The organism is Enterobacter sp. UCD-UG_FMILLET (assembly GCF_000762975.1).
GTDB classification, from domain to species: Bacteria; Pseudomonadota; Gammaproteobacteria; order Enterobacterales; family Enterobacteriaceae; genus Enterobacter; species Enterobacter dykesii.
In genome coordinates this window covers 55,207-73,119 of record NZ_JRJC01000026.1, presented here as the reverse complement: position 1 = coordinate 73,119, position 17,913 = coordinate 55,207, and the positions used below count along the sequence as shown (strand labels likewise).

General features: G+C 55.4%; 15 protein-coding genes and 1 pseudogene. 9 read left to right on the top strand and 7 right to left on the bottom strand.

The window, feature by feature from the left end; translation table 11 throughout:
* Positions 1-38: 38 nt before the first annotated feature.
* The 4 genes from xylR to xylF all read right to left on the bottom strand — a co-directional run bounded on the left by xylR (position 39) and on the right by xylF (position 5,016).
* The gene (gene xylR / locus LA04_RS12200; RefSeq protein ID WP_047651757.1) at positions 39-1,217 is read right to left on the bottom strand and encodes a D-xylose utilization transcriptional activator XylR; all 1,179 of its coding nucleotides are present in this window, start codon (positions 1,215-1,217) and stop codon (positions 39-41) included.
* 33 nt (positions 1,218-1,250) lie between these two features.
* Complete coding sequence (gene xylH, locus LA04_RS12195; RefSeq protein WP_047651756.1) at positions 1,251-2,432, bottom strand: xylose ABC transporter permease XylH; 1,182 nt, start codon at positions 2,430-2,432, stop codon at positions 1,251-1,253.
* The gene (locus LA04_RS12190) at positions 2,410-3,951 is read right to left on the bottom strand and encodes a xylose ABC transporter ATP-binding protein (protein ID WP_047651755.1); all 1,542 of its coding nucleotides are present in this window, start codon (positions 3,949-3,951) and stop codon (positions 2,410-2,412) included. The genes xylH and LA04_RS12190 overlap by 23 nt, the downstream gene beginning before the upstream one ends.
* A 72-nt stretch (positions 3,952-4,023) precedes the next feature.
* Positions 4,024-5,016: a D-xylose ABC transporter substrate-binding protein gene (gene xylF, locus LA04_RS12185; RefSeq protein ID WP_032650791.1), complete on the bottom strand. Its 993-nt coding sequence runs from the start codon at positions 5,014-5,016 to the stop codon at positions 4,024-4,026.
* A gap of 371 nt (positions 5,017-5,387) precedes the next feature.
* Here xylF and xylA point away from each other — a divergent pair, with 371 nt between their 5' ends.
* From xylA to LA04_RS12165, 4 genes are all read left to right on the top strand, one after another.
* Positions 5,388-6,710, top strand: coding sequence for a xylose isomerase (gene xylA / locus LA04_RS12180; protein WP_087823749.1), 1,323 nt, complete (start codon positions 5,388-5,390; stop codon positions 6,708-6,710).
* Between the two features lie 72 nt (positions 6,711-6,782).
* Entirely contained in the window at positions 6,783-8,237 is a 1,455-nt protein-coding gene (gene xylB, locus LA04_RS12175; RefSeq protein ID WP_047651754.1) for a xylulokinase, read from the top strand.
* Positions 8,238-8,340: 103 nt separating this feature from the next.
* A complete protein-coding gene (locus LA04_RS12170) occupies positions 8,341-8,880 on the top strand; it encodes an isochorismatase family protein (protein WP_047651753.1) in 540 nt (179 codons plus the stop codon).
* Positions 8,880-9,800: a GlxA family transcriptional regulator gene (locus LA04_RS12165; RefSeq protein WP_047651752.1), complete on the top strand. Its 921-nt coding sequence runs from the start codon at positions 8,880-8,882 to the stop codon at positions 9,798-9,800. Before LA04_RS12170 ends, LA04_RS12165 begins: the two co-directional genes overlap by 1 nt.
* On the opposite strand, the gene LA04_RS12160 is transcribed toward LA04_RS12165, so the two are convergent.
* On the bottom strand, positions 9,793-10,788 hold the full coding sequence (locus LA04_RS12160; protein ID WP_047651751.1) for an acyltransferase: 996 nt from the start codon (positions 10,786-10,788) through the stop codon (positions 9,793-9,795). The two genes, LA04_RS12165 and LA04_RS12160, sit on opposite strands and share 8 nt — an antisense overlap.
* 183 nt (positions 10,789-10,971) lie before the next feature.
* On the opposite strand from LA04_RS12160, the gene LA04_RS12155 reads away from it, so the two are divergent.
* From LA04_RS12155 to glyS, 3 genes are all read left to right on the top strand, one after another.
* On the top strand, positions 10,972-11,277 hold the full coding sequence (locus LA04_RS12155; protein ID WP_047651750.1) for a YsaB family lipoprotein: 306 nt from the start codon (positions 10,972-10,974) through the stop codon (positions 11,275-11,277).
* Between the two features lie 161 nt (positions 11,278-11,438).
* Positions 11,439-12,350, top strand: a complete 912-nt coding sequence (gene glyQ, locus LA04_RS12150; RefSeq protein WP_003860141.1) for a glycine--tRNA ligase subunit alpha — start codon at positions 11,439-11,441, stop codon at positions 12,348-12,350.
* 9 nt (positions 12,351-12,359) lie between these two features.
* Positions 12,360-14,429, top strand: coding sequence for a glycine--tRNA ligase subunit beta (gene glyS, locus LA04_RS12145; RefSeq protein ID WP_047651749.1), 2,070 nt, complete (start codon positions 12,360-12,362; stop codon positions 14,427-14,429).
* A 72-nt stretch (positions 14,430-14,501) separates the two neighbouring features.
* On the opposite strand, the gene LA04_RS12140 is transcribed toward glyS, so the two are convergent.
* Together LA04_RS12140 and LA04_RS23585 are read right to left on the bottom strand one after the other, a co-directional pair.
* Positions 14,502-14,966 carry a hypothetical protein gene (locus LA04_RS12140; RefSeq protein WP_047651748.1) on the bottom strand — a complete coding sequence of 155 codons (465 nt, stop codon included), beginning with the start codon at positions 14,964-14,966 and terminating at the stop codon, positions 14,502-14,504.
* Positions 14,944-15,252, bottom strand: coding sequence for a polymorphic toxin type 44 domain-containing protein (locus tag LA04_RS23585; protein ID WP_235211332.1), 309 nt, complete (start codon positions 15,250-15,252; stop codon positions 14,944-14,946). The genes LA04_RS12140 and LA04_RS23585 overlap by 23 nt, the downstream gene beginning before the upstream one ends.
* Before the next feature lie 299 nt (positions 15,253-15,551).
* Between LA04_RS23585 and LA04_RS12135 the strand changes: the two are divergent.
* Both LA04_RS12135 and LA04_RS12130 read left to right on the top strand, forming a co-directional pair.
* Positions 15,552-16,043 (top strand): annotated as a pseudogene (locus LA04_RS12135) (Hcp family type VI secretion system effector).
* 242 nt (positions 16,044-16,285) lie between these two features.
* Positions 16,286-17,905 (top strand): ABC-F family ATP-binding cassette domain-containing protein, encoded by a 1,620-nt coding sequence (locus LA04_RS12130; RefSeq protein ID WP_047651746.1) that lies wholly within the window; start codon positions 16,286-16,288, stop codon positions 17,903-17,905.
* Positions 17,906-17,913 lie beyond the last annotated feature (8 nt).

Here is a 17,913-nt window from a genome sequence, read left to right as displayed (position 1 = left end):
CTCGAAAAAACGCCTTCCACTGGAAGGCGTTTTCTTTTCTATATCAACACCTCGCTGTGGCGATCCCGATACTCCTTCGGCGTGGTGTCATATTCCTTGCGAAACACGGAATAGAAATATTGCAGAGACGGGTAACCGCACATCTGCGAGATTTCGTTGATCGACAGCGACGTAGAAATGAGCAGGCTGCGTGCTTTCTCCAGCTTTTCAGCATGGATGACGGCATGAATGGTTTCGCCCACCTCTTCTTTAAAACGCTTCTCCAGATTCGAACGCGAAATGCCCACCGAATCCAGCACCTGATCGACCTTTATCCCTTTGCAGGCGTGGTTGCGAATGTAGTGCATGGCCTGAATAACGGCCGGGTCGCTTAAGGAGCGATAATCGGTTGAGCGACGTTCTACGACGCGGACAGGAGGCACGAGCAAGCGCTGAAGCGGCAGAGATTCTTTATCCAGCAGACGATGCAGCAGCTTCGCCGCCTGATAGCCCATCTGACGCGTGCCCTGAGCAACGGAGGAGAGCGCCACGCGAGACAGATAGCGGGTCAGTTCTTCATTATCAATGCCAATCACGCACAGCTTTTCGGGCACCGGAATGTGTAAATGTTCGCAGACCTGCAGCACGTGCCGCGCGCGGGCGTCCGTCACGGCGATAATACCGGTTTGCGGCGGCAGCGTTTGCAGCCAGTCCGCCAGGCGGTTTTGCGCGTGCTGCCAGTTTTCCGGCGCGGTCTCCAGCCCCTGGTACACCACGCCGCGATACTTCTCCTGTGCGACCAGCTGGCAAAACGCGTGTTCTCGCTCAACGGCCCAGCGCTTGCCGCTGGTGGTGGGTAAACCATAAAACGCGAAGCGATGGACGCCTTTCTCTTTTAGATGGAGAAAGGCGGCCTCGACCAGGGCATGGTTATCGGTGGCAATATAGTGAACCGGCGGGTAGTGTTCGGGCGCATGATAGGAGCCGCCGACGCCCACAATCGGGACGTCGACGTCGGTCAGCAGCTGCTCGATGACGGGATCGTCATAGTCGGCGATGACGCCATCGCCCAGCCAGTCTTTGATGTTCTCCAGACGGGTGCGAAAATCTTCTTCAATAAAAATATCCCATTCAGATTGCGACGCCTGCAAATATTCACCCACGCCTTCCACCACCTGACGGTCGTAGGCCTTATTGGCATTGAATAACAACGTAATGCGGTGACGCTTTTCAAACATGGCTCACTTCCCAATTAAGTCACAATACGGTTATCAGGCCCGTCGCTTGGTGGCCGAGTCCATCCAGACTGCCAGTAAAAGAATGGCCCCCTTGACGATATACTGCCAAAACGTCGGGACGTCCATCATACTCATCCCGTTATCCAACGACGCCATGATAAATGCCCCCATGACCGCGCCCGCCACGCTACCGATACCCCCTGCGAGGCTGGTTCCACCAATGACGCAGGCGGCGATAGCATCCAGCTCGGCGATGTTACCGGCGGAGGGCGAGCCGGCACCCAGACGCGAGCTGAGGATCAACCCGGCGATAGCGACCATCAGGCCGTTAATGGCGAAAACCGCCAGCTTGGTACGTTCGACATTGATACCCGAGAGGCGGGCAGCTTCAAGGTTGCCGCCAATGGCATAAATACGGCGACCAAACGCGGTGCGCGTGGCCATAAACATACCGGCCAGCAGTAAAAGCGCCAGCAGCAGGACGGGTGTCGGGACACCGCGATAGTCGTTTAAAAGCCAGATGGCGCCCAGCACAATGACCGCCGTGAGCGCCTGACGCCCCACTACCGACGTTGACGCCGGAGAAGCCAGCCCCAGCGACTGACGACGCATGCGTCCACGCCACTGCCACGCGACAAACCCCAGCAACCCCACCACACCGATCGTAAAGCCTATGCTATCTGAGAGATAACTCTGGCCAATCTGCGACATGGCTGCACTGGTCGGGGAGACGGTGGTGCCGTTAGTGATGCCTATTAAGATCCCGCGGAAGGCCAGCATCCCCGCCAGGGTGACAATGAACGATGGCACCTTACGGTAGGCAACCCACCAGCCGTTCCAGGCACCCAGAACCAGACCCAGCACCAGCGTGACCGCCACGGTCAGCGGCAGCGGCCAGCCGAGCCAGACGTCAAAAATCGCCGCCACGCCGCCGAGCAGCCCCATCATCGACCCGACCGACAGGTCGATCTCCGCGGAGATAATCACGAACACCATGCCTACGGCCAGAATGCCGGTGATAGCGGTCTGGCGGAGCAGGTTAGAGACGTTACGCGCGCTTAAGTACGAGCCATCGGTCATCCAGGTAAAGAACAGCATGATGACGATAATGGCCGCGATCATCACGAAAACCTGCAGGTTAAGCGCTTTAAGCCCCGCGAACGCACCGGGCGTCGGAACAGCGACTTTGATATCAGACGGATTGCTTTTGGACATGACGTTCGCTCCTTAAAGCGGCTTCCATCACCTGCTCCTGCGTCAGGTTCTGGTTAATCAGGTTGGCTTTCAGTTTTCCCTCGTGCATGACCAGCACGCGGTCGCTCAGGCCGAGCACTTCGGGTAACTCAGACGAAATGACAATGACGGCAATCCCTTGCTGTACAAGCTGATTAATCAGTTTGTAGATTTCATATTTGGCACCGATATCAATCCCGCGCGTGGGCTCATCAAGGATTAATATGCGTGGATTGAGAAGCAGGCAGCGCGCCAGAATCGCCTTCTGCTGGTTTCCCCCGCTCAGGCGGCCTATCGCCAGCTCCGGCGAGGAGGTTTTGACCTTCAGCCGGGCAAGCGACTGGAGGATGCACTGCTGCTCGGCGGCGTCGTCCAGGCTGCTCAGCGCGCCGGAGAACCGATCGAGTGCCGCAAGCGTAATGTTTTTACCCACCGCCATTACCGGTACGATGCCGTCTTTCTTACGATCTTCCGGCACCATGGCAATACCGTGGGCAATCGCCTGCTGGCAGTTGTCGATTTTCACCGGCTGGCCGTCGATATAAATGGTGCCCTCCCAGCGCCCCGGCCACACGCCAAACAGACACTGTACGGCTTCGGTGCGCCCGGCACCGACGAGGCCAGCAATCCCAAGAATTTCACCGCTGTGAAGGGAAAACGAGACGTTATTGACGCGCTTGATGTGGCGGTTAACGGGGTGCCACGCGGTCAGATTTTCCACGCGCAGCACTTCATCGCCCTTAGCGTGAGGCTCATTCGGGTAGAGCGCCGTCAGCTCGCGGCCCACCATCATGGTGATGATGTCATCTTCGCTCATCCCGGCGGCTTCACGCGTGCCGATGTGCTGCCCGTCGCGGATCACGCAGATGGTGTCCGAAATGGCTTTAACCTCGTTCAGCTTGTGCGAAATGTAGATACAGGCGATGCCGTGGTTTTGCAGATCGCGGATGATGTTGAGCAGAACCGCGGTTTCCTGTTCGGTGAGCGAGGCTGTAGGCTCATCAAGGATCAGCAGCCTGACCTGCTTATTGAGCGCTTTAGCGATTTCGACCAGCTGCTGTTGCCCAAGGCCCAGATCCCCCACGCGGGTATCCGGTGAAATGTTGAGGCTCACCTGCGCCAGCAGCTTTTCGCAGCGGAGCGTCATGGTGTCGTAATCCAGCACGCCGTGGCGGGAAATTTCGGCTCCGAGGAAAATGTTTTCCAGTACGGTGAGATGCTTCACCAGCGCCAGCTCCTGGTGGATGATGGCGATGCCTTTGCGTTCGGTATCGCGGATGTGTGTCGCCTGAATCACTTCGCCGGCAAAGATGATTTCGCCTTCGTAGCTGCCGTGTGGGTAGATCCCGCACAGTACTTTCATCAGCGTCGACTTGCCCGAGCCGTTCTCGCCGCACAGTGAAACCACTTCGCCGGGGTTCAACCGGAGGCTAACGTTATCGACGGCTTTCACCGTGCCGAAGCGCTTGGTGATGCTTTTCATTTCAAGTAAATAGGGCATAACCGCTCCACATAACCCGAGGGAAGAACAGTACTACGTGATGCGCCCCCGCAGAGCAGGGGCCGCGCCGGATTACAGTTCGCTCTTCTTGTGGAAACCGTCTTTAACCACGGTGGCGTCAATGTTCTCTTTATTGACTTCAATCGGCGTGAGCAGGCGAGCCGGAACGTCTTTCAGGCCGTTATTCAGCGTTGCGTCTGCCTTAGGTTGTTTGCCATTGCCCAGCTCCACGGCGATTTCCGCCGCCGTATTGGCCAACTGGGTAATCGGTTTGTAGACCGTCATGGTTTGGGTGCCTGCGATAATGCGTTTTACGCCAGCGAGATCGGCATCCTGTCCTGAAATGGCGACTTTACCGGCCAGCCCCTGGGCGCTCAGAGCCTGGATAGCACCGCCTGCAGTGGCATCGTTGGAGGCCACAACCGCATCAATTTTGTTGTTGTTGGCCGTCAGCGCGTTTTCCATAATTTTCAGCGCGTTTTCTGGCAGCCAGCCGTCGGCCCACTGATCGCCTACCACTTTAATTTTCCCGTTGTCGATGTACGGCTTAAGGACTTTCATTTGCCCTTCGCGGAACAGTTTGGCGTTGTTATCTACCGGAGAGCCGCCCATCAGGAAATAATTGCCCTGAGGCACTTTGTCGATCAGGCTTTGCGCCTGTAATTCCCCGACTTTTTCATTGTCGAATGAAATATAATAATCAATATCCGCATTATTAATCATGCGATCATAGGCCAGGACTTTTATGCCTTCCTGTTTGGCTTCTTTCACCACGTTACTTAATACCTGGCCGTTATAGGGGATAATGACCAGAACATCGACGCCACGGTTGATCATATTCTCGATCTGCGACATTTGTGTTTCTTCGTTGCCGTTAGCCGACTGAACAAACACGCTGGCGCCGAGGGATTCTGCTTTCTTCACAAAAATATCGCGATCTTTTTGCCAGCGCTCCAGGCGCAGGTCGTCAATCGCCATGCCAATTTTGACCTCTTTGGCATGCCCTGCAAAGCTTGCAAGGAGGAGCGTAGTGCAGAGCGTTAGAGTCAGGTTCTTTATCTTCATAATTATTAGGCCTTTTTGTAGGGGTATGTGTTGCTGAGATAAAAGAAACATTCACTGCTGAGACGCAGCAAATTTTTAACGCGGAAAGGCGGGCTGGCAATTACAGATTTTTATCTTCTCATTATGATATTTGGTTTATTTCTGAATTTATGACCGCGATCGGATTTTAAAATACGTAACGTCTTAATTACATTTGATTCTGGAATATGCGCCGAAAAATAGTTTGTCTGCGCATTATTTTGCGAGCCAGCGCACAGTTGTGCATTCTCTCAATAGCAGTGTGAAATAACGTAATTGAGCAACCCAAAATGTCTATTCACTATTACTCCTGTATCAACGACTCGCCGCATACCCTGATTATGGAGCTCAATATGCAAGCTTATTTCGACCAACTCGATCGTGTTCGTTACGAAGGCCCAAAAACGACCAATCCTTTAGCATTTCGTCACTACAACCCGGATGAGCTGGTGCTGGGTAAGCGCATGGAAGATCATCTGCGCTTTGCCGCCTGTTACTGGCATACCTTCTGCTGGAATGGCGCCGATATGTTCGGCGTGGGTTCCTTTGACCGCCCGTGGCAGCAGCCTGGTGAGGCTATCGAGCTGGCAAAGCGCAAAGCCGATGTGGCGTTTGAGTTCTTCCACAAGCTGAACGTGCCGTACTACTGCTTCCATGACGTGGACGTGTCGCCGGAAGGAGCATCGCTGAAAGAGTATCTGAACAACTTTGCACAGATGGTGGATGTACTGGCGGCAAAACAGCAGCAAAGCGGCGTGAAGCTGCTCTGGGGCACGGCAAACTGCTTCACCAACCCACGCTACGGCGCGGGTGCGGCCACCAATCCGGATCCGGAAGTGTTTAGCTGGGCGGCCACGCAGGTTGTGACGGCAATGAACGCTACGCATCAGTTGGGGGGCGAAAACTATGTCCTGTGGGGTGGCCGTGAAGGCTATGAAACCCTGCTCAACACCGACCTGCGCCAGGAGCGCGAGCAGATTGGCCGCTTTATGCAGATGGTTGTCGACCACAAGCACAAAATCGGCTTCCGCGGCACGCTGCTGATCGAGCCGAAACCGCAGGAACCAACCAAGCACCAGTATGACTACGACGTCGCGACCGTGTACGGCTTCCTGAAGCAGTTCGGCCTGGAAAAAGAGATTAAAGTTAACATTGAAGCCAACCACGCCACGCTGGCGGGCCACTCTTTCCACCACGAGATCGCGTCTGCAATTGCGCTGGGCATCTTCGGCTCTGTCGATGCGAACCGTGGCGACGCGCAGCTGGGCTGGGACACCGACCAGTTCCCGAACAGCGTGGAAGAGAATGCGCTGGTGATGTACGAGATCGTCAAAGCGGGCGGTTTCACCACCGGCGGCCTGAACTTTGACGCCAAGGTGCGTCGCCAGAGCACCGATAAATACGATCTGTTCTACGGCCACATTGGCGCGATGGACACCATGGCGCTGGCGCTGAAAGTGGCGGCTCGTATGATTGAAGACGGCGAGCTGGATAAACGCGTAGCGAAGCGTTACAGCGGCTGGAACAGTGAGCTGGGCCAGCAAATCTTGAAAGGTCAGTTATCGCTGGCGGAAATTGCGAAGTACGCTGAACAACAGCAGCTGGCGCCGCAGCACCAGAGCGGGCACCAGGAACTGCTGGAAAATCTCGTAAACCACTATCTGTTTGATAAGTGATTGAGCTGAAGATGCACGTAGGCCCGGTAAGCGTTAGCGCCACCGGGCATTTCTGTTAAAGGAGTCACCGTAATGTATATCGGGATCGATCTTGGCACATCGGGTGTGAAAGCCATCCTGTTGAGCGAGCAGGGCGACGTGTTAGCAACGCAGACGGAAACGCTGCAGGTTTCACGTCCGCATCCGCTGTGGTCGGAGCAGGATCCGGAGCAGTGGTGGCAGGCGACGGATCGCGCAATCAAAGCTTTAGGAGAGCAGCACAGCCTTCGTGACGTGAAAGCGCTGGGGATTGCCGGGCAAATGCACGGCGCTACGCTGCTCGATAACCAGCATCGCGTGCTGCGCCCTGCGATCCTCTGGAACGATGGCCGCTGTGCGGAAGAGTGCGCGCTTCTTGAGGAACGCGTGCCCAATTCCCGCGAGATTACCGGCAACCTGATGATGCCCGGCTTTACTGCGCCCAAATTGCTGTGGGTGCAGCGCCACGAACCGGAGATTTTCCGTCAGGTGGCGAAAGTCCTGCTGCCGAAAGACTATCTGCGTTTTCGCATGACGGGCGATTTTGCCAGCGACATGTCGGATGCCGCGGGCACCATGTGGCTCGACGTGGCGAAACGCGACTGGAGCGAGGCGATGCTGGATGCCTGCCATCTGACCCGGGAACATATGCCCGCGCTGTACGAAGGCTGTGAGGTGACAGGCACACTGCTGCCAGCCGTTGCGGAACGCTGGAATATGCCTGCCGTACCGGTGGTGGCCGGGGGCGGCGATAACGCGGCGGGCGCCGTGGGCGTTGGCATGGTTGAGGCGGGGCAGGCGATGCTCTCGCTGGGAACGTCCGGCGTCTATTTTGCCGTCAGCGACGGGTATCGCAGTAATCCTGAAAGCGCTGTGCACAGTTTCTGTCATGCCCTTCCCGGGAAATGGCATTTGATGTCGGTGATGCTCAGTGCGGCATCCTGCCTGGACTGGGCGGCAAAACTCACCGGCATGGCCGACGTTCCGGCGCTCATTTCCGCAGCCCAGCAGGCGGATGACGCTGCGGGTACCGTCTGGTTTTTACCATATCTTTCCGGCGAGCGTACGCCGCACAACAACCCGGAAGCGAAAGGGGTGTTCTTTGGCTTAACTCATCAACATGGCCCGGCAGAGCTGGCGCGCGCGGTTCTGGAAGGCGTGGGGTATGCGCTGGCCGACGGGATGGACGTGGTGCACGACTGCGGCCTGAAACCGACGAGCGTCACCCTGATTGGCGGCGGTGCGAGAAGCCCGTACTGGCGGCAGATGCTGTCGGATATCAGCGGTTTGCAGCTGGATTTCCGCACCGGCGGGGATGTCGGCCCCGCGCTCGGTGCTGCGCGTCTGGCACAGATAGCCATTCATCCGGAACAACCGCTTTCGCAACTGTTGCCGCAGCTAACGCTTGAACAGGCGCACGTACCTGACGCGGGGCGCCATGCGCGGTACGCGGAAAGGCGTAATGTGTTCCGCAAAATCTACCAGCAGCTGCTGCCGCTGATGTCGTAAATACGCTTGTCCGGGAGAGGCACGAGGATGTCCTTTTTTGGTCTGTGCGTGCCTTCATTTCCTTGCCAGTATGGTGTCACACCCACTGGCGAGGAGATCCATCATGTCACGTATTGCATTAATCAACATCGATACTCAGCAGTCCTTCCATCAACGCAATTACTGGCAGGAGGACGAAATTCCTGCCTTTCAGCAGGCGATGCTGGGGCTGATTGAAGGCTGCCAGGCGCGCAATATTCCGGTCGTTGATATTTTTCACGTGGATGAAGACGGCCCCTTCACGCTGCAAAGCGGCTATGTCAAACCGATGGCCTTTTTGCGTCATCAGCCGGCTGTGGTTTTCCAGAAACACGTCCATAATGCCTTCACGGATACCGGGCTTGACCGCTGGCTGCGCGAGCGTGATATCAACCAGCTGATTATCTGCGGCATTCGTACTGAACAATGCTGTGAAACCACCGCCCGGGTGGCATCCGATCTGGGTTATGCTGTGACCTTTGTTAGTGAGGCAACGCTGACGTTTCCCATGACGTACAAGGGGATAACCCTTAGCGCAGCGGAAATTCGCCATCGTACCGAGACGGTGCTGGCCGGGCGTTTTGCCGAGATTAAAACGGTAGCGGAGACGCTGGAGTCATTGTAATGCGCATCGACGTCTGGTTCGTGATGTTGCCCGGGGTGCTGTCATTAGACATGACCGGCCCGGCAGAAACCTTTGTGCTGGCAGGCGACGCGTTTCGCCTGCATTACATTGGACCGCAATCTGAGGTTCCGACGTCCATTGGCCTGACGATGAGCGGCATCCAGCCGCCGCCGGAGCGTCTCCCGGAAGGCAGCCTGCTGGTGCTGCCGGGTGTGAGCGACTCCCGCAGTCAGTTCTCAACGCCACAAGCGCAGAAGATCCAGCACTGGTTGATACGCCTGCACCAGCAGATCCAGCGCCAGGAAATCACCGTGATGTGCGTCTGTTCAGGGGCCTTACTGGCGGCGAAATCGGGCCTGCTGAACAACCGGCAGTGCACGACCCATCATGACGTTATTAGCCGTTTACGCACCGCGGCCCCCACGGCGACGATTAAAGAAAACCGCATCTTTGTGCAGGATGAGAACATCTGGACCAGCGCAGGGATCACGTCTGGCATCGATCTGGCGCTGCACATGATTAACCGCCTGTGCGGCCCCGAAAAGGCGCTGACCGTGGCGCGCGAGATGGTGGTCTGGTTCCGCCGTTCCGGTGACGATCCCCAGCTATCCCCGTGGCTGCGCTACCGCAATCATCTTCATCCGGCGATCCATCGGGCGCAGGATGCGCTCACCGCCGAGCCGCAAAAAACGTGGAGCTTGCCTGACATTGCCGCACTGGCGCACGTCAGCCCGCGTCATCTCACCCGGCTTTTCAAGTCACATTTAGGGATTAGCGTTCGCGATTATCTGGAACAGCTGCGTCTGGCGGTGGCGGAGCAGTGGCTATTGCAGGGGCGCGGCGTTGAGCAGGCTTCACTGGCGGCGGGCTTTTCCTCCCCGCGCCAGTACCATCGCGCCCGGCAGCGCAGCGTTAACTGACGAAGCGGCGAACGTCTATTTTTTGCAGCAGCATCGACAGCAGCAGGCTGATCGCCAGCGTGGCGGCAAAAATCCAGACCATATCCAGCACCGGCCAGCTTTTTAGCTCAACGCCTCTCGTGCGCAGCGCGTGGATCACCAGCGCGTGAAAACCGTAAATCCCGAGAGAGTGTCGTGAAATGACGCTCAGCACGGGCAGGGCGCGCGCGTTCAGGGTATTTTTGGCGAGCGTGAGCAGCGAAACGGCACAGATAAAGACCATCGGCCCGCAATAGAGATACCAGGTATCGGCAAAATTGCCGCGCCACTGCAGCTCGTGCAGCGTCCCGCGTGAAATCACCGCCACCCCAGCGATAAACAGCGCCCCGCAGAGCCAGTTAAGACCGCGTTTTTGCGTGTCCATCATCCCGATGGCGCGCCCCAGCATGCCGTAAAGCACGTAGTAAAAAGTATCCCCGTTGATATAGAGATTGATCGGCAACCACTCAAATCCGTCGATTTTCTGTGAGAGCGTATTCGGGTTGGCGACAATACCGATAACCACCATCAGGGCCAGCAGCATTTTCCCGCTGACGTGTTTTACCTGGATGAGCGGGGAGACCAGATAGATAACGATAATGGCGAAGAAGAACCACAGGTGGTAGAACACCGGTTTTTGCAGCACGTATTTCAGCGATAGCCCGGCGTTAATGGAGGTGAACAGCGCGATATAGAGTAGGGCAACGGCGCTGTAGAACCCCAGACAGGCCGCGATGCGAATGAAGTGCCGCGGCTGCGCGCTGCGTTCGCCAAAAAAGAGAAAGCCGGAAATCATAAAGAACAGCGGCACACTGACGCGTGACGCAGAGTTGAGAATATTGGCGATATCCCAGTTAACGGGGCTGATGCTGTGGGCATTCGTGACGTACCAGGTCGTCGTGTGGATCATGACCACCATCAGGCACGCTATTCCTCGCAGGTTATCAATCCAGTTAATTTTTGACTGCATCAGTTCCTCGTATTCCCTGTAAATTGAGTGTGACTGCCATTGTCCAAAAGTCTTCGCTTGGAAAATTCTGAGTTTTATTCCGCAGGCTTGTAGGGAGGCCGCGAGATTCGCAGAATGCCGGACCGTAATCTATAAAAGCTTTGATACTAAAAATAACAGCCACTGACCAGGGCGGTAATAAAAATGATGATGAAGCGTGTGGCGTCACTCTTTCTGCTGGCGATCCTGGCGGGATGCAGCGCACCGCAAGAAGCACCTGTGCAGAAAGCGCAGCAGGGTAAAATGAGCCCGGAACGTTCACTGAATATGGAAGCGCTCTGTAAAGATCGGGCCGCTCGCCGCTATAACTCTGACGTACAGAAAATTGATGTCACCGGGTTTGAGCGTTTTCAGGGAAGCTATGAGCTGCGGGGGCATACGTCGCGCAAAGAGGGCTTTGTCTGCTCGTTTGATGCGGACGGTCAGTTTTTACACCTCTCCATGCGCTAGCCTGCTCGTATAATCAACAGCCAGACGCCGTCAGCGTTCTGGCCGGAAGGCTTATTTCCCCAATTTTCCCTAAACAACCCCGTTTCGTACTGTATATCTTGCAGCCAGCGGGTATACTGGTCCCTTCCATTTAAAACCACACGTATCCAGCACGAAATACTATGCAAAAGTTTGATACCAAGACCTTCCAGGGCCTGATCCTGACCTTACAGGATTACTGGGCTCGTCAGGGCTGTACCATTGTTCAACCTTTGGACATGGAAGTCGGCGCCGGCACTTCACACCCGATGACCAGCCTGCGCGCGTTGGGGCCAGAGCCAATGGCGACCGCGTATGTGCAGCCTTCCCGTCGTCCGACCGATGGTCGTTACGGTGAGAACCCGAACCGTCTGCAGCATTACTATCAGTTCCAGGTGGTGATTAAGCCATCACCCGACAACATTCAGGAACTGTACCTCGGGTCGCTGAAAGAGCTGGGTATGGATCCAACCATCCACGACATTCGCTTCGTGGAAGATAACTGGGAAAACCCAACGCTGGGTGCCTGGGGTCTGGGTTGGGAAGTGTGGCTGAACGGCATGGAAGTGACCCAGTTCACTTACTTCCAGCAGGTTGGCGGTCTGGAATGTAAGCCAATCACCGGTGAAATCACCTACGGTCTGGAACGTCTGGCGATGTACATTCAGGGCGTAGACAGCGTTTACGACCTGGTCTGGAGCGACGGCCCGCTGGGTAAAACCACCTACGGCGACGTGTTCCATCAGAACGAAGTGGAGCAATCCACCTATAACTTCGAATACGCGGACGTGGACTTCCTGTTCACCTGCTTCGAGCAGTATGAGAAAGAAGCGCAGCAGCTGCTGGCGCTGGAGACTCCGCTGCCGCTGCCTGCCTACGAGCGTATTCTGAAGGCCGCCCACAGCTTCAACCTGCTGGACGCCCGCAAAGCCATCTCCGTGACTGAACGTCAGCGCTACATTCTGCGTATTCGTACCCTGACCAAAGCCGTTGCAGAAGCTTACTATGCGTCCCGTGAAGCCCTTGGCTTCCCGATGTGCAACCGAAACAAATAAGAGGCGGCCATGTCTGAGAAAACTTTCCTGGTGGAAATCGGCACCGAAGAGCTGCCACCAAAAGCCCTGCGCAGCCTGGCTGAATCTTTCGCTGCGAACGTGACTGCCGAGCTGGATAACGCTGGCCTGGCACACGGTAAAATTGAGTGGTTTGCTGCACCGCGCCGTCTGGCGCTGAAAGTGGCTAACCTGGCGGCGTCTCAGCCGGATCGCGAAGTCGAAAAACGTGGCCCGGCGATTGCCCAGGCGTTTGACGCGGAAGGCAAGCCGAGCAAAGCGGCTGAAGGCTGGGCGCGCGGTTGCGGCATCACCGTCGATCAGGCCGAGCGTCTGACCACGGATAAAGGCGAATGGCTGCTGTATCGTGCGCACGTGAAAGGCGAAAGCGCGGAAGCGCTGCTGCCGGACATGATTGCCACGTCTCTGGCGAAGCTGCCGATTCCGAAGCTGATGCGCTGGGGCGCGTCCGACGTGCACTTCGTGCGTCCGGTTCACACCGTGACCCTGCTGCTGGGCGATACCGTTATCCCGGCGACCATTCTGGGCGTGGCGTCCGATCGCGTGATCCGCGGCCACCGCTTCATGGGTGAGCCTGAGTTCACCATCGACAATGCTGACCAGTACCCGCAGATCCTGCTGGAGCGCGGTAAGGTTATTGCCGACTACGAGCAGCGTAAAGCCAAAATTAAAGCGGACGCTGAAGAAGCGGCGCGCCAGATTGGCGGTAACGCAGACCTGAGCGACAGCCTGCTGGAAGAAGTGACCTCTCTGGTTGAATGGCCGGTTGTGCTGACGGCGAAGTTCGAAGAGAAATTCCTCGCCGTTCCGGCTGAAGCGCTGGTGTACACCATGAAGGGTGACCAGAAGTACTTCCCGGTTTACGCCAACGACGGCAAGCTGCTGCCAAACTTCATCTTCGTGGCAAACATCGAATCGAAAGATCCGATCCAGATTATCTCCGGTAACGAGAAAGTCGTTCGTCCGCGTCTGGCGGATGCAGAGTTCTTCTTCAATACCGACCGTAAAAAGCGCCTGGAAGATAACCTGCCGCGCCTGCAGACCGTGCTGTTCCAGCAGCAGCTGGGGACGCTGCGCGACAAGACCGACCGTATTGCGGAGCTGTCCGGCTGGATTGCCCGTGAAATCGGTGCGGACGTCAACCACGCGACTCGCGCGGGCCTGCTGTCTAAATGCGACCTGATGACCAACATGGTGTTCGAATTTACCGACACCCAGGGCGTAATGGGCATGCACTACGCGCGTCACGATGGCGAAGCGGAAGATGTAGCCATCGCCCTGAACGAGCAGTATCAGCCGCGCTTTGCGGGTGACGAACTGCCGTCTAACCCGGTTGCCTGCGCCGTGGCGATCGCCGATAAGATGGACACCCTGGCGGGTATCTTCGGTATCGGCCAGCATCCGAAAGGCGACAAAGATCCGTTTGCGCTGCGTCGTGCTGCGCTCGGCGTGCTGCGTATCATCGTTGAGAAGAACCTGAACCTCGATCTGCAGACCCTGACCGAAGAAGCGGTGCGTCTGTACGGCGACAAGCTGACTAACGTGAACGTTGTAGATGACGTGATCGACTTCATGCTCGGTCGTTTCCGCGCGTGGTATCAGGACGAAGGTTACACCGTTGACACCATTCAGGCGGTGCTGGCGCGTCGTCCAACCCGTCCGGCTGATTTCGATGCGCGTATGAAGGCGGTTTCCCACTTCCGTACGCTGGAAGCGGCATCTGCCCTGGCCGCGGCCAACAAGCGTGTATCCAACATTCTGGCGAAATCCGACGAGACGCTGAACGAGCGTGTGAACGCCGCGACCCTGAAAGAGCCGGAAGAGATCGCTCTGGCGATGCAGGTTGTGGTGCTGCGCGACAAGCTCGAGCCGTACTTCGCAGAAGGTCGCTACCAGGAAGCGCTGGTGGAGCTGGCCGAGCTGCGTGACGTGATCGACGCCTTCTTCGAGAAAGTGATGGTGAACGTAGAAGATAAAGAGCTGCGTATTAACCGTCTCTCTATGCTCGATAAACTGCGCGAGCTGTTCCTGCGCGTGGCGGATATTTCGCTGCTGCAGTAAGGTGCCCGTTGCCCGGCGGCGCTTCGCTTGCCCGGGCCTACAGGTGAGAAAAACCCGCTTCGGCGGGTTTTTTTATCGACTAAATTTTCCTTTATCCCACCCTTCTCCCCGCGCCGTGAGATCGATCGAAGGGGCAACCGCTATCCCGTCGGTATCATAGAAAAAAGCGGTGGTCGAAAAGTCGTATACCGTTCCATAAACCGTGAATGAGACATTATTGCCTATGCCATCGACTTTTGCGCTGGGGGTATTGGCTGTCAGCGTAGGGGCTATGCCTTGTTTTTCCAGCATGAATAGGGGATTGCCGTTTAATTTACCCGCTAAGAAATAGCGGTATACGTTTCCTGTAGTCATATTGGCTCCCGCGTATTCAGTGATATATAACCATGTACGCGGTGTGAGTTGACGAGCATTGTAGAGCTTATCTCGTACCGTTATGCGTTGCTCGTATTCAAAATAAAAATGACAGCCAATCATAACACCCATAATGATAGTGACGATCCAGTGTAGCGCCTTAAAGGTGATGCTGTTTAACATAGTCTATGCCTTGCTGTATCCAGAATTGATCTATCGGGTCATCGCCATAAGGGAGATGATTAGAATAAAAATGTCCCCAGCGCTTGGTATCGGATGTACCGGCTATTTCTTGAGCTACACCGCCTGCAATATGTAATATTTTTTCAGGTATGCAAGCGGCATAACCAACTGCACCATAGTGAAAATTACCAAAGTCAGCCCACAGCCTACTTTTTTGTTTGTAATCCCACGGACCTCTGTTTCGTACGCGTTGATAAAACCATAAATAGGTTAAGGGGGTTGCCATTCCCTGAACTTCTCCGCGTGCCCGAGCTAACCTGATATGTTCTTTCAATGCATTTAATCCCTGTGGAGGGTAAAGAGGAATACAAGCCATTGTAATAGCCCTTGCTTTTAATAGAGATTAAAAAATAGGGCTGTAATTTTTTACATGTAATGTTTAAGATCAAATTTCATTACGTTATATGCAATTTTTTTAACGAATGAATTAGGCTGTTTCATCATCTTTATTAATGACACAAAATGTATTAAATGAGTTTTGTTTTTTATATGTACTGTACTCTCACATCTCAGGGAGGAATGAAAATGGCAATACCAGCTTATCTTTGGCTTAAGGATGATGGCGGCAATGATATAAAAGGATCCGTTGATGTTCAAGATCGTGAGGGCAGTATAGAGATTTTATCATTTGGTCATGGTTTACTTGTTCCTACAGATAACAATACTGGGAAGATCACTGGGACTCGTTTACATTCACCTCTCACATTTGAAAAAGAGTTTGATTCATCCAGCCCATATTTTTATAAAGCTGTTGCAACTGGTCAGACGCTTAAGAGCGCTGAGTTCAAATGGTACAAAATAAACGATGCAGGCCAGTAGGTTGAATATTTCAATATATTTCTTGAAAATGTACGAGTTGTGAGTATCAATCCCGTGATGCATAACTGCAAAGAACCTTCAATGAAAATTCATAATCATAATGAAGGCATACAATTACGTTATGAGAAAATCACATGGAAATATTGTGATGGGAATGTTCAGTTTGCGGATGCATGGAATGAACGTCAAACAGGTTAAATGAGTGTTTATTTCTTTTACTCGTAATCGGTATACAATCCTGGTCGATGCTTAACCCACATGTTTTGCATCGACCAAAATTTAACCTTGAAACCTTCAACACATTCCCGCTATCCTTATCCCGGTAACTTTCTCGCGCTGGAGCACCCCCCAAAAATGAACAAACACGACTGATGAATTTCGAGCCTTGCTAAACGCCATCGCGTCGGCAGGGGATGTTTTGATTTCATTCAGGAGTGCTTATGGCTCATTTTGCGCAGTCCCCTTCTTTTATTTTGCATCAGGTCACCTGTCAGTTTCCGACGGGCGATACACTTTTTGGTCCGCTGAATCTCACGCTGGAACCCTCCCTGTGCGCGCTGGTTGGCCGCAACGGCAGCGGGAAAACGCGTCTGCTGCGTCTGCTGGCGGGGCTGGACGAACCGGCTTCCGGTCATATTGAACGCTTTGGCTCGCATGCCTGGGTGGCGCAGCAGCACGTCATTTCGCCGCAGACGACGCTTGCTGAACTGCTTGGGTATGACGCGATTTTTACGGCGCGTAAGCGCATCGACAGCGGCGATTACCAGCCTGACGATCTGGACACGCTCGACGGCCGCTGGGATGTCGCCGAGCGCCTGAGCGAGGCGTTTATCAATGCGAATCTCCCGCCGTTCGACCCGGATAAACCTGCCGCTGAACTCAGCGGCGGCGAGCGCGTTCGCGCCCTGCTGTGCGGGGCGTTTACGGCTGAGGCGGATTTCATGCTGCTGGACGAACCCACTAACCATCTGGACCGACAGGGCCGGGCGTGGTTCTACGACCAGCTTAGCCGTTTTCAGGGCGGCGTGCTGGTGGCTTCCCATGACCGCGAGCTGCTGGAGCTGGTGCCGCGTATCCTTGAGCTGAGCGCCTCGGGTCTGCGCAGCTACGGCGGGAATTATGCTGATTATCAAACCCAGCGCGATGCCGAACAGCAGGCGGCCCGCGCGGCGCTGGAACATGCTGCAACCGAGCGCAAACGCACTCGGGCACGCATGCAAAAAGAGCATGATGACAGCCAGCGGCGTTCGGCAAAGACATTGCGGACCGTCGATACCCTGAATATCGCGTCGTTCGAGCGGGTCAAATATAAAGGCGCGGCAAAGGAGCGGATCGGCTCCTGGAAAAAACAGCACAGCGAGCAAAATGAAGCCCTGAACGCCGCGGTAAGCAAGGCGCGTGAACGCGTTGAAGAAGATAACCCGGTAATGTTCACCCTGCCGGGGAGTCAGATCCCGGACGGGAAGCAGGTACTGGTGCTGGAGGATCTGGTGCTGCCGCATGTGCCTGTTCCTCCGCTCAACTGGCGGATGGACGGACCGATGCGCGTGGCGTTAAAGGGACCGAACGGCTGCGGAAAATCGACGCTGTTAAAAACCATCCTTGGCGAGATTGCTCCCCGTTCGGGTACCTGTAGGGTTTCAGTCAGCTGCGCTTATCTTGACCAACATCTTTCCCGGCTCGATCTTTCGCAGTCGGTCATGACGCATCTCAACCTGAGTCATACGCCTCTGGAAGAAGGGGTATTGCGAACCCGTCTGGCGCAGCTTCAACTGGGTGCCGACAAAGTTACGCTCCCGCTGGCGGAGCTCAGCGGCGGCGAGCGTCTTAAGGCCGCGCTGGCCTGCGTGCTGTGGCGCGCGGAGGCTACGCAGCTTTTGCTGCTGGATGAACCTACCAACCATCTGGATTTGGCCTCAGTCCAGGCCATTGAAGCGGCACTGGCCGGTTTCCCCGGCGCGCTGCTGGTGGTATCACACGACGAGGCTTTTTTAAGAGGTTTAACGTTAACGCATGAGTGGGTATGGGAAGAGGCGGGCTGGCGTTGCGAGAGCCTTTAAAACACAAG

Excerpts from the sequence above, each read along its gene's own strand:
- xylR (WP_047651757.1), bottom strand. The coding sequence starts at position 1,217 with ATGTTTGAAAAGCGTCACCGCATTACGTTGTTATTCAATGCCAATAAG.
- xylH (WP_047651756.1), bottom strand. The coding sequence starts at position 2,432 with ATGTCCAAAAGCAATCCGTCTGATATCAAAGTCGCTGTTCCGACGCCC.
- LA04_RS12165 (WP_047651752.1), top strand. The coding sequence starts at position 8,880 with ATGCGCATCGACGTCTGGTTCGTGATGTTGCCCGGGGTGCTGTCATTA.
- xylF (WP_032650791.1), bottom strand. The coding sequence starts at position 5,016 with ATGAAGATAAAGAACCTGACTCTAACGCTCTGCACTACGCTCCTCCTT.
- LA04_RS12160 (WP_047651751.1), bottom strand. The coding sequence starts at position 10,788 with ATGCAGTCAAAAATTAACTGGATTGATAACCTGCGAGGAATAGCGTGC.
- LA04_RS12155 (WP_047651750.1), top strand. The coding sequence starts at position 10,972 with ATGATGATGAAGCGTGTGGCGTCACTCTTTCTGCTGGCGATCCTGGCG.
- LA04_RS12190 (WP_047651755.1), bottom strand. The coding sequence starts at position 3,951 with ATGCCCTATTTACTTGAAATGAAAAGCATCACCAAGCGCTTCGGCACG.
- LA04_RS12140 (WP_047651748.1), bottom strand. The coding sequence starts at position 14,966 with ATGTTAAACAGCATCACCTTTAAGGCGCTACACTGGATCGTCACTATC.
- LA04_RS12130 (WP_047651746.1), top strand. The coding sequence starts at position 16,286 with ATGGCTCATTTTGCGCAGTCCCCTTCTTTTATTTTGCATCAGGTCACC.
- LA04_RS23585 (WP_235211332.1), bottom strand. The coding sequence starts at position 15,252 with ATGGCAACCCCCTTAACCTATTTATGGTTTTATCAACGCGTACGAAAC.
- xylB (WP_047651754.1), top strand. The coding sequence starts at position 6,783 with ATGTATATCGGGATCGATCTTGGCACATCGGGTGTGAAAGCCATCCTG.
- LA04_RS12170 (WP_047651753.1), top strand. The coding sequence starts at position 8,341 with ATGTCACGTATTGCATTAATCAACATCGATACTCAGCAGTCCTTCCAT.
- xylA (WP_087823749.1), top strand. The coding sequence starts at position 5,388 with ATGCAAGCTTATTTCGACCAACTCGATCGTGTTCGTTACGAAGGCCCA.
- glyS (WP_047651749.1), top strand. The coding sequence starts at position 12,360 with ATGTCTGAGAAAACTTTCCTGGTGGAAATCGGCACCGAAGAGCTGCCA.
- glyQ (WP_003860141.1), top strand. The coding sequence starts at position 11,439 with ATGCAAAAGTTTGATACCAAGACCTTCCAGGGCCTGATCCTGACCTTA.